Annotated in this window: 14 protein-coding genes; 5 read left to right on the top strand and 9 right to left on the bottom strand. The window is 73.6% G+C overall.

Features of this window, described 5'->3' with window-relative positions; translation table 11 throughout:
• Window positions 1-14 precede the first annotated feature (14 nt).
• Window positions 15-683 carry an O-methyltransferase gene (locus tag DN069_RS19520; protein ID WP_111502513.1) on the top strand — a complete coding sequence of 223 codons (669 nt, stop codon included), beginning with the start codon at window positions 15-17 and terminating at the stop codon, window positions 681-683.
• Window positions 684-835: 152 nt separating this feature from the next.
• Here the strand turns inward: DN069_RS19520 and DN069_RS19515 are convergent, their stop codons facing one another.
• Window positions 836-1,633 carry a spermidine synthase gene (locus DN069_RS19515; RefSeq protein WP_111502603.1) on the bottom strand — a complete coding sequence of 266 codons (798 nt, stop codon included), beginning with the start codon at window positions 1,631-1,633 and terminating at the stop codon, window positions 836-838.
• Window positions 1,634-1,967: 334 nt separating this feature from the next.
• Here DN069_RS19515 and DN069_RS19510 point away from each other — a divergent pair, with 334 nt between their 5' ends.
• Window positions 1,968-2,876, top strand: coding sequence for a polysaccharide deacetylase family protein (locus DN069_RS19510; protein WP_165845550.1), 909 nt, complete (start codon window positions 1,968-1,970; stop codon window positions 2,874-2,876).
• 171 nt (window positions 2,877-3,047) lie between these two features.
• Here the strand turns inward: DN069_RS19510 and DN069_RS19505 are convergent, their stop codons facing one another.
• Window positions 3,048-3,674, bottom strand: coding sequence for a TetR/AcrR family transcriptional regulator (locus DN069_RS19505; RefSeq protein ID WP_111502509.1), 627 nt, complete (start codon window positions 3,672-3,674; stop codon window positions 3,048-3,050).
• A gap of 98 nt (window positions 3,675-3,772) precedes the next feature.
• Here DN069_RS19505 and DN069_RS19500 point away from each other — a divergent pair, with 98 nt between their 5' ends.
• Window positions 3,773-4,216 (top strand): DUF4345 domain-containing protein, encoded by a 444-nt coding sequence (locus DN069_RS19500; protein WP_111502601.1) that lies wholly within the window; start codon window positions 3,773-3,775, stop codon window positions 4,214-4,216.
• A 25-nt stretch (window positions 4,217-4,241) separates the two neighbouring features.
• On the opposite strand, the gene DN069_RS19495 is transcribed toward DN069_RS19500, so the two are convergent.
• Window positions 4,242-5,000, bottom strand: a complete 759-nt coding sequence (locus DN069_RS19495) for a glutamate racemase (RefSeq protein ID WP_165845549.1) — start codon at window positions 4,998-5,000, stop codon at window positions 4,242-4,244.
• Between the two features lie 83 nt (window positions 5,001-5,083).
• Complete coding sequence (locus tag DN069_RS19490) at window positions 5,084-5,950, bottom strand: GNAT family N-acetyltransferase (RefSeq protein WP_111502507.1); 867 nt, start codon at window positions 5,948-5,950, stop codon at window positions 5,084-5,086.
• 117 nt (window positions 5,951-6,067) lie between these two features.
• Here DN069_RS19490 and DN069_RS19485 point away from each other — a divergent pair, with 117 nt between their 5' ends.
• A complete protein-coding gene (locus tag DN069_RS19485) occupies window positions 6,068-7,258 on the top strand; it encodes a glycosyltransferase (protein ID WP_111502505.1) in 1,191 nt (396 codons plus the stop codon).
• A gap of 131 nt (window positions 7,259-7,389) precedes the next feature.
• On the opposite strand, the gene mshC is transcribed toward DN069_RS19485, so the two are convergent.
• Window positions 7,390-8,616 carry a cysteine--1-D-myo-inosityl 2-amino-2-deoxy-alpha-D-glucopyranoside ligase gene (gene mshC / locus DN069_RS19480; RefSeq protein WP_111502503.1) on the bottom strand — a complete coding sequence of 409 codons (1,227 nt, stop codon included), beginning with the start codon at window positions 8,614-8,616 and terminating at the stop codon, window positions 7,390-7,392.
• Window positions 8,617-8,758: 142 nt separating this feature from the next.
• Here mshC and DN069_RS19475 point away from each other — a divergent pair, with 142 nt between their 5' ends.
• Complete coding sequence (locus tag DN069_RS19475) at window positions 8,759-9,751, top strand: alpha/beta fold hydrolase (RefSeq protein ID WP_165845548.1); 993 nt, start codon at window positions 8,759-8,761, stop codon at window positions 9,749-9,751.
• Window positions 9,752-9,774: 23 nt separating this feature from the next.
• Here DN069_RS19475 and DN069_RS19470 read toward each other — a convergent pair whose 3' ends face one another.
• From DN069_RS19470 to DN069_RS19455, 4 genes are all read right to left on the bottom strand, one after another.
• Window positions 9,775-10,518 carry a DUF6585 family protein gene (locus DN069_RS19470; protein ID WP_111502499.1) on the bottom strand — a complete coding sequence of 248 codons (744 nt, stop codon included), beginning with the start codon at window positions 10,516-10,518 and terminating at the stop codon, window positions 9,775-9,777.
• Between the two features lie 136 nt (window positions 10,519-10,654).
• The gene (locus DN069_RS19465) at window positions 10,655-11,434 is read right to left on the bottom strand and encodes an SCO1664 family protein (protein ID WP_243639461.1); all 780 of its coding nucleotides are present in this window, start codon (window positions 11,432-11,434) and stop codon (window positions 10,655-10,657) included.
• Window positions 11,435-11,541: 107 nt separating this feature from the next.
• The gene (locus DN069_RS19460; RefSeq protein WP_111502495.1) at window positions 11,542-12,108 is read right to left on the bottom strand and encodes a DUF3090 domain-containing protein; all 567 of its coding nucleotides are present in this window, start codon (window positions 12,106-12,108) and stop codon (window positions 11,542-11,544) included.
• 140 nt (window positions 12,109-12,248) lie between these two features.
• On the bottom strand, window positions 12,249-12,962 hold the full coding sequence (locus tag DN069_RS19455; RefSeq protein WP_111502493.1) for a histidine phosphatase family protein: 714 nt from the start codon (window positions 12,960-12,962) through the stop codon (window positions 12,249-12,251).
• Window positions 12,963-12,967 lie beyond the last annotated feature (5 nt).

Genomic DNA, 12,967 nt, shown 5'->3' with positions numbered 1-12,967 from the left:
TTAGCGTGGCCGGTATGAGCACCCACGAGACCTGGACCGCAGTCGACGCCTATCTCAGCTCCACCCTCGGCCTGCAGGACCCGGCCCTGGAGAACGCGCTGAAGGCCAGCGAGGCCGCCGGCCTCCCCCGCATCGAGGTGTCCGCGCCCGCGGGTCGCCTGTTGCGGCTCCTCGCCCAGATCCAGGGCGCGCGCCGCGTCCTGGAGATCGGCACGCTCGGCGGCTACTCCACGATCAACCTCGCCCGCGGCCTCGCCGAGGGCGGCCGCGTGGTCACCCTCGAGTACGACCCCCGCCACGCGGAGGTCGCCGCCGCGAACATCGCTGCGGCGGGCCTGGCCGACCAGGTCGAGATCCGCGTCGGCAAGGCCCTGGACACGCTGCCGCAGCTGGAGTTGGAGGGCCTGGAGCCCTTCGATCTCTCGTTCATCGACGCGGACAAGGCCAACAACCCCCACTACATCCGCTGGGCCCTCCGCCTGTCGCGCCCCGGGGCGCTCATCGTGGTCGACAACGTCATCCGCAACGGCGGCGTCCTCGACGCGGACGGCGGCGCCGACATCCAGGGCACGCGCGCCGCGCTGGCCCTGATCGCGGAGGAGCCCCGCCTCGACGGCACGGCGATCCAGACCGTCGGCGCCAAGGGCTGGGACGGCTTCGCCCTCGCGCGCGTCCTGAGCTGAGCCTTCGGCACCCGAGCCGGCTGCACCGGCCAGGGGCGCGGGGCGCTGCCGACGTGCGGCTCTCCCCCGGCCGAAGGCTGGGGGATGGTCGCGCCCACGCGGCGGAGCCGCACATCAGCAGAGCCCCGCGCCCCTTGGGTAGCGCGGCGTCCTCACAGCTCGAAGGCCCCCGTCGGGGGCGGTGGGGAGGGGACGGCGTCGGTGTCCGTGACGGGGCGGGCGCCTGACGCGAAGTCAGCGAGGCGGTCGCCCGAGACGACGCGGGCCGGGAAGGGGTCGCCCGCGGCCCGGCGGGTGAGGGCGTCGACGGGGAGGGGGCGTCGGGACGCCGCCAGGACGAGATTGCCGTAGCGGCGCCCGCGCAGCACCGAGGCCTCGGCGACGAGGGCGAGTTCAGGGAAGACGGAGGCCGCCGTAGCGACCTGGCCGCGGACGAAGTGGAGCGGCGCGCCGTCGGCGAGGTTCGCGACGTAGACGCCGTCGGTGCGGAGCGCGGCCGCGGCGAGGCGGAGGAACTCGACGGAGGTGAGCGCGGCGGGGACGGTGTGGGCGCCGGCGCCGCCGAAGACGTCGGTGACGACGAGGTCCGCCGCGGCGGGCGGGGCGGTGGCGAGCCAGGCACGGGCGTCCGCCGCCTCGACGGTGAGGTCCGCGGCGGGGTCCCACGGCAGCGCGTCCCGCACCAGCGCGATCAGGCCTGCGTCCAACTCGGCCACCCGCTGGCGCGAGCCGGGGCGCGTCGCGGCGAGGTAGCGGGGGAGGGTGAACGCACCGCCGCCCAGGTGGAGGGCGGTGAGCGGCGCGCCCGGGTCCGCGCACAGGTCGACGACGTGGGCGAGGCGCTGGACGTACTCGAACTCAAGGTGCCGCGGGTCGTCGAGATCGACATAGGACTGCGGGGTGTCGTCCATGGTCAGGAGCCACGCGCGGCGACGGTCGAGATCGGGCATCAGTCGCGCGGTGCCGAAGTCCACCTCCCGCACGACGGGCAGGTCGTCGGGCTCCTCCTGCTCCTGGTGACGCTCGTCGTGTCGGACGTCTTCCCTGCGGGCCTGGTCGTTCATACGCTCATTCTCCGTGCTCCCTGCGCGGCCCGGAAAACCGGCCCCGAAAGCATTCGTTCGTCCACAGTGAAAGGTCATGGACACGACCGCACACGTGTCGATCACTTGCCGCACACCGACCTGCAACGAAATCGGCACGAAAAGTCGTCTCACCGCGTACAACCTTCGTCGGCCGACGGGTGTCTTCCATGTGTCCGACGCACTACCGGAAGGAATGCCCGTGCGACAGCCGACCCTCGCCTCACCGGTACCGCTGCTGCGCGCGCGTACCAGCCGGCGGCTCGCCGTGCTGACCTTCCGGGAGGTGCGCGACCGCTCGGTGTTCGCCGCGCAGCTGGACCGGGTGCTGCGGTCGCTGACCCCGGTGTCGGTGGGTCAGGTGCAGCGTGCCATGTCCGGCGAGACGCCGCTGCCGCCGCACAGCGTCCTGATCACCTTCGAACACGGGCACCGGGACGTGGTGACGCAGGCGCTGCCGGTGCTCGCCGCGCGCGCCGTGCCCGCGCTGGTCTTCGCGGTCGCCGGGCTGGTCGACACCGACACCCCGTACTGGTGGGACGAGGCGGAGTTCCTGGTCGGCGAGGGCGGTTGGGCCCGCTCGCTGTCCGGGCGGGCCGGCGGCCCGGTCGCGGCGGCGCTGGCCGCCATGCCGGACCCGGACCGCCGCCGCAGCCTCGCCGAGCTGCGGGTGACGGCCGGGCACCGCGCTCCGTCCGCGCCCCAGCTGACCACGGCCGACCTGCACGAGCTGCTGGACGCGGGGATGTGCGTGGGCAGCCAGGGGCTGGACCACGCCCGCCTGGACCGCTGTGACGACTACGCCCTGCGCGAGGAGATCGTCGGCGGCCACCAGCGCCTCACCAAGCTGACGGGCACCGAGATCACCTCGTTCGCCTACCCGGACGACGTGCACGACCTGCGCGCGGTCTCGCTGCTGCGCGAGCTCGGCTACACCACGGCGTTCCGCAACGACGGCCGGCTGGTGGACCCGTACAGCGGCCTGCCGGACTCGCTCTGCATCAGCCGCGTCCGCGCGGAGGCGCGCACCGCGCGCTCACGCCTGGACGCCGCGCTCTCCTCCTGGGCCCCCTCGGCGTCCCGCCGCCTGCGGGGGGCGGAAGCCGTCTGAAGAGGTCGACGTCGCGACGGGTGACGGGCGACGGAAGCCGCGCACCCTCGCGCCGTTGACGATTCGGCGCGGACCACGATCTCTCCACGCCCCGGGCTTCCGCCGGCCTGCCGGTGAGCGGGAGCGGCGGCCCGGACCGGGTGATCCGGCTGCGCCGTACCGAAGCTCGCCTCAGACCCCGGGGCCGGCGCCCGGCGGGAACGCGGCGGCCGGGAGCAGCGGGCGGAGCGCTCCGAGCGCGGAGCCGACGCAGACGTCACGGAGCTGGTCGCGGGTGCAGCTCGGCTCGGTCAGCCAGTCCACGACGAGGACCTGGACGAACACCAGCCAGCTGCGCAGCACGCTGGAGACCGCGTCGCGGGTGTGCTCGTCGGCCAGCGGGAGGACGGCGAGCAGGCGGGTGCGCAGCGCGTCCAGCTCGCCGGTCATGATCGCCTGGATGACGGGGTCCCCCGCGAGCACGCGGTTGGCGGCCAGCACGGCGTTGCGGTTGGCCACGAAGTAGTCGAGGTGCACCTCCATGCCCTGCACGATCTGCTCCAGCAGGGAGTCGGCCGGGTCGATCCGGGTCGCGGCGAGCAGCCGGTCCGCCGCGTCCTGGTAGACGGCGGCGAAGAGCGCGTGCTTGCTGGGAAAGTGACGGTAGAGCAGCGCGCGGGAGACACCGGCCTGCTGGGCGACCTCCTCCATCAGCACGTCCTCGTAGGGGCGCTCGGCGAAGAGCCGCGCCCCCACCGAGAGGAGCTGCGCGCGGCGGTCGGCCGGGCTGAGGCGCTGACGGGTGGTGGCGGCTGACACAGGCCCCACGTTACTTGACACGCGTCTACTAAGCGGGCCTACCCTGGAAGCAGCGCTAGTAGACACATGTCAACTTAAGCGATCACGGGGTGATGGGCATGGCCAGAGCTCTCCGCTTCCTCGTCCGGCTCATGGGGTGGTCCTGCGTGGCCATCGGGCTGTTCCACGTCCTGCTCGGCAACGCGGCCATCCCGGGCGCCGCGCACGCGGGCACGACGGTCGACAGCTGGGGGCGCTTCATGGGCGCGAGCTTCACCGGCTACGGACTCGCCTGGATCTGGGCGGCGCGTCAACGGCCGATCCCGGCCACGGCGGTGCGCTGGCTCGCGGCCGTCTTCCTGCTCGGCGGCGTCGGCCGCGTCCTCTCGCTCGCGCTGCACGGCTGGCCGCAGTGGTTCCAGATCGCGCTCTCGGTGATCGAGCTCGGCCTGCCGCCGGTCTACTTCTGGCTGGCCGACGCGGACGAGCGCGCCACGCGCGCGGCGCACACCGCCAACGCCGCAGAGCCGGCCGCAGGGGCCGCGCACGACATCCCGGCCTGAGAGAACCGTCCCCGGGCCTGCCCGGCTACGCCAGCAGCGAGCGGCCCGCCGGGTAGGCGAGGGCGGCGGCCGGCAGGGCCTCCTCGCGGCCGCTGCGCAGCACGGTGAGCGTGCCGTCGCCGGACTCGCGGAGCGGACGGGCGCGGCGCAGGGCCTGCTCGACGACGGCACGGGCGGAACCGAAGAGCGTGATCCCCGGGCAGGTCTCGGCGAGCGCGGCGCTGATCTCGTCGGCGAGCAGCTCGTAGTGGGTGCAGCCGAGGACGAGGGCGCGGGTGCCGGCCGGGGTCTGCTGCGCCGCGACGGCGACGATCGACGCGATCTCGTCGAGGCGGGCGTACTCGACGGCGTCGGCGAGCCCGGGGCAGGGGATCTCGGCCACCTCCGCGCCGGAGGCGAAGTCGCGGATCAGACCGCGCTGGTAGGCGCTGCCGGTGGTGGCGGGGGTGGCCCAGATCGCGACGGGACCGCCGCCCGCCGCGGCGGGCTTGATCGCAGGCACGGTGCCGATCACCGGGATGTCCGGCTCCAGCTCGGCGCGGATCGCCTCCAACGCGTGCACGGACGCCGTGTTGCAGGCCACCACGAGCGCGTCCGGCTTCTGCTCGGCGGCGGCACGCGCGACGGCGAGCGCGTGCTCGGTCACACCCTGCGGCCCCCGCACGCCCCAGGGCATCCCGTCGGGGTCCTGTGACAGCACCAGGTCGACGTCGGGCCGCAGCGCGCGCAGCGCGGCAGCCGCGGGAAGCAGGCCGATTCCGGAGTCCATCAGTGCGATCTTCACAGCGTCCGACCTTAGCCGATCCGCGCCCGCGACGACCCCCGCGAACGCCCCCGACCCGCTCCACCAGCCTTGGGGCGTCGGTGTCAGGCCTTCCGGATCCGGTCGCCAATCTCCGGCCTCGCCTCGAAGCCGGCCGCCCTGTACGTGGCCACGCCACCGACGTTGGAGCTCAGCGTGCACACGCGCACGCTGGACGAGCCCATCTCCCGCAGTGCGGCCGCCCCCGCGAGGGTGATCGCCCGGCCGTAGCCGCGACCACGGTGGTCGGCGTGGACCCCCATCGGCTCGACCAGGCCGGGCTTGCCCGGGCCGGCCGACCACACCGTCACCACCGCCGCCACGTTGCCCTGGTCGTCGCAGGCGCCCAGACAGCGGGCGTCCGCGGAGAACGGTCCGGCGGTCATCGCGTGCCAGTAGTCGCGGGTGGGCCGCGAGGTGTTGAACGCCGACCGCAGGACGTCGGCGAAGTCCTGGGCCTGCTCGGCGCCCATCCTCTCGATCCTCGCTCCGGGGTCCTCCACCGCCTCCGCGAGGTCGCGGAAGAGCGGCGTCCACGGCTCGTCGAGGCCCCAGCCCTCCTCGGTCAGCAGATCGTGGAGCAGCAGGCCCAGCGGCGCCTCGACGGACACGGCTCCGGCCGGCAGCACGCCGCGCTCGGGCAGCGAGAGGTCCTCGACCAGCCGCCGCGCCAGGTCCTCGTCCCGGAAGGCGTCGGGAGCGACCGTGATCCGCAGCACCGTCGGCGAGTCCAGCATCCCGACGGCGAGGAGCCGTCCGTCCCGGCTCCAGGTCCGGACCACGGCGGCCGTCTCGGCCGTCCCGAACCGGTAGTTCCAGCCGATGTCCCCCGGATGCAGCTGCATCGGCGCTCCGTCGTACTGCCACTCCCGCAGCACGCCCCTTGCCTCGCGCATCCCGTCGGCATTCGGCGTACCCAGCACAATCGTCATGCCCGGGAGCTCACACCCCGTCACGGGATGTCTGCAACCGATTAATCGGCTCACCGGTGGCCCGCCGGCCGCGGTGTCGGGGCGCGGGCGGTGGGGATCTGCGGCATACTCGCGCGCGTGACGGTGCTGACCTTGATCGCGTGCCTGTCCCTGCTCGCCTGGCTCTGGCTGACGTTCTGCCAGGGCGGCTTCTGGCGCACCGACGTGCGCCTGCCGCCCCGCGCCGCGGACAGCCCCCGGCCCTCCGTGGCGATCGTGGTCCCGGCGCGGGACGAGGCGGAGGTGCTGCCGCTCAGCCTGCCGTCGCTGCTGGCGCAGCGGTACGGCGGCGAGGCGCGGGTGATCCTCGTCGACGACGGGAGCACCGACGGCACCGGCGAGCTGGCCCGCCGGCTCGGGTCCGCGCCGGGCGCCGCCCTGCCGTTGACGGTCACCTCGCCCGGCGAGCCGCCAGCCGGCTGGACCGGCAAGCTGTGGGCGCTGCGGCACGGCGTCGAGCTGGCCGGGGACGTCGAGTACCTGCTGCTGACCGACGCGGACATCGCACACGAGCCGGACTCGCTGGAGAACCTCGTCTCCTCGGCCGAGGGCGCGGAGGGCGCGGACGCCGGCCATGGCTACGACCTGGTCTCGCAGATGGCCCGGCTGAGCGTGCGCACCCGCTGGGAGCAGCTCATCGTGCCGGCCTTCGTCTACTTCTTCGCCCAGCTCTACCCGTTCCGCTGGAGCAACGAGCCCGGCTCGCGGACCGCCGCGGCGGCGGGCGGCTGCACGCTGGTGCGCCGCGAGGCGCTGGCCCGCGCGGGCGGGGTCGCCGCGATCCGCGGCGCGGTGATCGACGACGTGAACCTCGCCCGACTGGTCAAGCGCGGCGGCGGACGCACCTGGCTCGGCCTCGCCGACTCCGTCGACAGCGTCCGCCCCTACCCGGAGCTGGGCCAGCTGTGGCGGATGGTCTCCCGCAGCGCGTACGCGCAGCTGCGGCACAACGTCTTCCTGCTGGCCGGGACCGTGCTGGGGCTGACCCTGGTCTACCTGGTCCCGCCGGTGCTGACCCTCGTCGGGGCGGTGACGCTCGCGCCGCCGGTCGCGCTGCCGGCGCTGGCCGCGTGGGCGCTGATGACCTTCACCTACCGCCCGATGCTCGCCTACTACGGCCGCCCGGCACGCGAGGCGCTGCTGCTGCCGTTCACGGCGGGCCTGTACCTGCTGATGACCGTCGACTCGGCGATCCAGCACTGGCGCGGCCGAGGCGCCGCGTGGAAGGGCCGGACGTATCCGGCCCCCGAGAAGGAACCGGCCCGCTGAGGGACGTTGCAGAACGCCAGGGGCGCGGGGAACTGCGCGACAAGCCACCGTGTGTGGTGACTCGCCGAACGAGCAGCGCCATCCGCACAGGGTGGTTGCTCGCGCAGTTCCCCGCGCCCCTGATGGTGCAGCTACAGCGCGACGCCCAGCAGTGCGTCGACGAGGCGGGAGACGAGGCCCGGCGCGCCGGTGTTCTCGCCGCCGTCGGCGGACTGGCGGGCTGCCCAGGCGTCGACCGCCGCGAGGGCGCGGGGCGCGTCGAGGTCCTCGGCGAGGGCGGCGCGGACCTCCGTGAGGAGGGAGCTCGCGTCCGGGCCGTCCGGACGGGAGACCGCCGCGCGCCAGCGGGCCAGCCGCTCCTGCGCGCCGCTGAGGTCGGCGTCGGTCCACTCCCAGTCGCTGCGGTAGTGGTGGTTCAGCAGCGCGAGCCGGATCGCCGCCGGGTCGACGCCGTCACGCCGCAGCTTGGAGACGAAGACCAGGTTGCCGCGCGACTTCGACATCTTCTCGCCGTCGAGGGCGACCATGCCCGCGTGCACGTAGTGCCGGGCGTAGGGGTGGGTGTCGGTGTGCACCTGGGCGTGCGAGGCGCCCATCTCGTGGTGCGGGAAGACCAGGTCGCTCCCGCCGCCCTGGATGTCGAAGCCCATCCCGAGGTGCTGGAGTGCGATCGCCACGCACTCGATGTGCCAGCCAGGTCGGCCGTGGCCGAGCGAGGTGTCCCAGGCGGGCTCACCGGGGCGCTGGGAGAGCCACAGCAGCGGGTCGAGGCGGTGCTTCTTGCCCGGACGGTCCGGGTCGCCGCCGCGCTCGCCGAAGTAGCGCAGCATGGTCTCGGCGTCGTAGCCGGAGACCTCGCCGAAGCGCTTGTCGGAGGCGATGGAGAAGTAGATGTCGCCGTCGACCTCGTAGGCGGCGCCCTTGTCCAGCAGGTCCTGGATCAACGGCACTATCAGCGGGATCGACTCGACCGCGCCGACGTAGTGCGCGGGCGGCAGCATCCGAAGCGCCGTCATGTCCTCGCGGAAGAGCGCGGTCTCACGCTCCGCCAAGGCCACCCAGTCCTCGCCGGTGGCGACGGCCCGCTCCAGCAGCGGGTCGTCGATGTCGGTGACGTTCTGTACATAGACGACCTGGTGGCCCGCGTCCAACCAGATGCGCTGCACCAGGTCGAAAGCGTTGTAGGTGGCCGCGTGGCCAAGGTGGGTGGCGTCGTAGGGGGTGATGCCGCAGACGTAGAGCCGGGCGGTCTGCCCGGGCGTCGTCGTCTGCAGCTCGCCCGACGCGGTGTCGTGGATGCGCAGAGGCTGCCCCTTGCCTGGTAGCAGGGGCACCTCGGAAGCGGGCCAGGCATGCATAGCCTTGACTCTAACCGGCTGATCATTCGATCCGCTAACGACCTTCTCGGCCATTTGCCGAAACGGCAACGACACGAAGGGGTCGAACCGGACGGATCGGTCGACGGCAGTCGAAAGTCGAATGACACGGGAGGAGGACCCCATGTCACGCCACGCCGCCGAGGCCGCGCACCGGCTGATCACGAACGGAGCCGGCCGGATCCATCTGGTCGAACAGGGGCGCGGACCGATGGTCCTGCTGCTGCACGGCTTCCCGGAGTCCTGGTACGCGTGGCGCCGGCAGCTGCCCGCCCTGGCCTCGGCCGGCTACCGGGCCGTGGCGATCGACGTACGCGGCTACGGCCGCTCCGCCCACCCGGCGGACGTCTCCGCATACCGGATGCGGGAGCTGGTCGAGGACAACCTCGCCGTGGTGCGCGGGCTGGGCGAGCGGCACACGGTGGTGGTCGGGCACGACTGGGGCGCGGGGATCGCCGCGAACAGCGCGCTGCTCCATCCGGAGGTGTTCCGCGCCGTGGGCCTGCTGAGCGTCCCGTACGCGCCGCGCGGCGGCCCACGGCCGAGCGAGGTGTTCGCCGCGACGGGCGGGCCGGGGGAGGAGTTCTACGTCTCGTACTTCCAGCAGCCCGGCCGGGCGGAGGCGGAGATCGAGCCGGACGTGCGCGGCTGGCTGGCGGGCTTCTACGCGGCGCTGTCGGGCGACACGATGCCCGGCCCGGACGACCCCGACCCGCACTTCGTCGCACCCGGCGCCACCCTGCGCGAGCGCTTCCCGGCCCGTGCGGCCGACGCCCGGCCGCGCTGGCTGAGCGAGGACGACCTCGACGTCTACGCCGCCGAGTTCGAGCGGACCGGCCTGACCGGGGCGCTGAACCGGTACCGGAACATGGACCGCGACTGGGCGGACCTCGCCGACCTCGACGGCGCCCCGCTCACCCAGCCGTCCCTCTTCCTCGGCGGCGCGAGGGACCCGTCCACGACGTGGCTGGCGGACGCCGTCGCCGCCTTCCCGACCACGCTGCCGCGCCTGCTCTCGTTCCACCTGCTGAAGGGCTGCGGGCACTGGATCCAGCAGGAACGGCCGGCCGAGGTGAACCGGCTCCTGCTGGAGTGGCTCGCGCTGCTGCCGGGATGAACCGCGGGACCGCCGCCGGGCGCTCAGCTCTGCGCGCGCACGTTGCTGACCAGGGTCAGGAACAGCCCGTAGTTCGGGATCCTGAAGATGCCCTTCGCCGCCTGCGGCGTGCGTCGCCCGTGGACCATGATCCGGACCACGCCCTGGCGCACCACGATGCGGTCCAGCAGCGGCCAGGTGACCGTGGTCTTGGCGTCGCAGATCAGGCCCTGCTGGGTGACCGAGAAGGGCCCGAAGGGCACCGGGTAGCCGGCCTGGACGGTGGCCAGGGCGCGCGGCAGCTGGGCCTCGACGACGCCCTGCTGGACCGTCTGCATCAGGTGCGGGATGTTCTCGTAGAACTGGGTGAGCTTGGAGCTCCTGCCGTCCGGTCCGGTCAGCGTGAGCAGGTAGTGGGTGCCGGTCTTGACGCCGTTGTAGTAGTTCTCGGTGATCTTCTGGTGGACCGTCAGGTCGGTGAAGCGGTAGACGGCCACCGGGCCCTCGGCGCCGTGGACGACGACCCCGCGCTGGTGCAGGTCGACGCGCTTGGCGCGGGCCTTCTTCGAGTAGGTGGGGCTGCGCAGGGCCACCACCATGAACCAGATCCCGAACGGGCTCATGATCACCGTGCAGATGAAGAACACGATCGTGAACCAGAGGGCGATCTGCCGCCACTTGGGCCAGCGCGCGCCCCAGTAGCTGAAGACGCCGGGGCCGAGCTCGGCCTCGTCGACGACGAGCTCCTGCGGAGCGGTGGGCTGGGCGGCGGCGTACGGAGCGGTCATGGGCAGTCCTCGGGCAGAGCGCGGCCGTTGCGGGCGGCGACACTATGCCCGAGCCCACCCCGCGCCCGCCACCGGGTCGAGGGGTTTGCCCCCGATCCTCCCCTCACCGGTCTGCCGGGCGCCCCCCGTCGGGGCGTCAGATGGGCGGCCACGGGACGGACGGCCAGTCCCGGGACGGGTAGGGGTGGTGACCGTCCTTCAGCAGCGTGTCCACCCGGACGGCCGTCGCGGCGATCTCGTCCGGGGTCAGCAGCGGTGCCAGCGCGGCGCCCAGGGCACCCTCCAGCTCGGCGCGCAGCCGGCCCAGCGCCTCCGTCGCGTCAGCGGTCAGTGGCTCCCCCGCCCAACCCCACAGCAGCGTACGCAGCTTGCCGGGCACGGCGAAGGTGACCCCGTGGTCGATGCCGTAGAGCCGGCCGTCGGCCGCGGTCAACAGGTGGCCGCCCTTGCGGTCGCCGTTGTTGAGGACGGCGTCCAGAACCGCGAGCCGGCGCAGCCGCTCGTCGTCGGCGTGGACGAACAGCGCGGTGCGGCCGGGTTCGACCTCGGCGAGGCCGATGGCGTGCCAACCCGGCTGCGGTTCCTCGCCCGGCTGCAGGCTGAGCAGTTCCGGCGCCTGCGGGTCGGGCTCGATCCATATCTGGCACATGCCCTCGCCGAACGGCCCCTCCCGCAGCGCCGTCGGCGGCACCAGGCCCCAGCCGGTCGCCGCGGAGACGAGGTAGGCGGCGGTCTCCCGGCCGGCGAGCGTGCCGTCGGGGAAGTCCCACAGCGGGCGCTCGCCGCGCACCGGCTTGTAGACGCAGATCGCGCTGTCGCCGTCGTCCCCACCCTTGACGGTGCAGTAGAAGGCGGCGTTGGACGCGTCGGTGATCCGTCCGTGGACCGTCAGTTCGCCGTCGCGCAGCAGGGCCAGGGCGCGGTCCGGGTCGGCGGCGAGGGCCGCGCAGGCGGCCGGGTCCGCCTCCGGTACCGCGAGCGGCTGCGAACCGGGCTGGGAGCTGGGCGCGGGGCCCTGGGCGCTCAGCGCCGGTAACCGTTCTGACGCGGGCACACATGGCCCTCCGGGTCCAGCGGCAGGCTGCAGAAGGGGCACGGCGGCCGTCCGGCCGAGACCAGCTCCAGGGCCCGCTTGGCGAAGACGCGGGCCATCGCGCCGTTGAGGCGCACCCGCAGCAGCGAGGGGCCCTCCTCCTCGTCCTCGAAGAGGGTCGGCTCGTCGGCCTCCTCCTCGCCCTCGACGACCTCCTGCGCCTCGACAACCAGCAGCTGAACCGTGTCGTCCCAGGCCAGCGCCATGGTGCCGACCCGGAACTCCTCGTCGATGGGGCTGTCCAGCGGGGCGGAGTCCATCATCTCCGGCGGGGCGAGGGCGGGCACCGAGGTGCTGCCGCCCGCACGCCGGACGACCTCGTCGAGCAGCTCGTCGACGCGCTCGGCCAGCGCGGCGACCTGCCCCTTCTCCAGCAGCACGGTGGTGATCCGACCGCGGGCGCTGGCCTGCAGGTAGAAGGCGCGGTGGCCCGGCTCGCCGACCGTTCCGGCCACGAAGCGCTCGGGGGGGTCGTAGAAGAACACCTGGCGGGGCACGATGTCTGCTCCACGGAATCGGAGGGCGAGGGGACGGGCCGGGTCGGGTCGTGCGGAGGCCCTGACATGACCCGGGTGGGACGGGACGGATCTCGAGGGCGCCGAAACGATCTCGCGATCCATTCCACCCTACCCACTGGTCACCGGGTTCCGGTGTCGCCGCCGACCACGGCGTCGTCCCGCCCCTGCTCGCCGTCGCTCGAAGCCGGGCGCGGACGCGGCGCGAGGCCGCCGAGGTCTCCGGTGTCCCCGAGGCGGAGCAGGTACGGGCGGACCGAGGTGTAGCGGATCGCGGTGATCGAGGCGGGTTCGATCGAGATGCGCTGGAACAGGTCCAGGTGCAGGCCGAGGGCGTCCGCGACGATCGCCTTGATCACGTCGCCGTGGCTGCAGGCCAGCCAGACCGCGTCCGGTCCGTGCTCGCGCTCGACCTCGGCGTCCCACTCGCGCACGCTCTCCACCGCCCGGTGGCTCATCTCGCGCAGGGACTCGCCCTCCGGTCCGGGGAAGGTCGCGGCGGACGGCTGGGTCTGCACGGTGGCCCACAGCGGCTCCTTGGCCAGCTCGGCCAGGCCGCGGCCGGTCCAGTCGCCGTAGCGGCACTCCCCCAGGCGCTCGTCCAACCGCAGGGTGAGTTCCGGCCGGGTCGCGAGCAGCGGCCCGAGGGTCTGCCGGCAGCGGTCCAGCGGGCTGCTGACCACCGTCTGCAGCGGCAGCGCGGCGAGCCGCTCGGCCAGAGTCTTGGCCTGCTGCTCCCCGTGTTCGTCCAGCGCGACGCCGGGGCTCCACCCGGCCAGGATCCCTGAGGAGTTCGCGGTGGAACGGCCATGGCGGACCAGCAGCAACGTCGGCATGCTGC

The sequence above is a fragment of the Streptacidiphilus pinicola genome, from assembly GCF_003258295.1.
GTDB classification, from domain to species: domain Bacteria; phylum Actinomycetota; class Actinomycetes; order Streptomycetales; family Streptomycetaceae; genus Streptacidiphilus; species Streptacidiphilus pinicola.
This window is presented reverse-complemented; position numbering and strand designations above follow the sequence as displayed.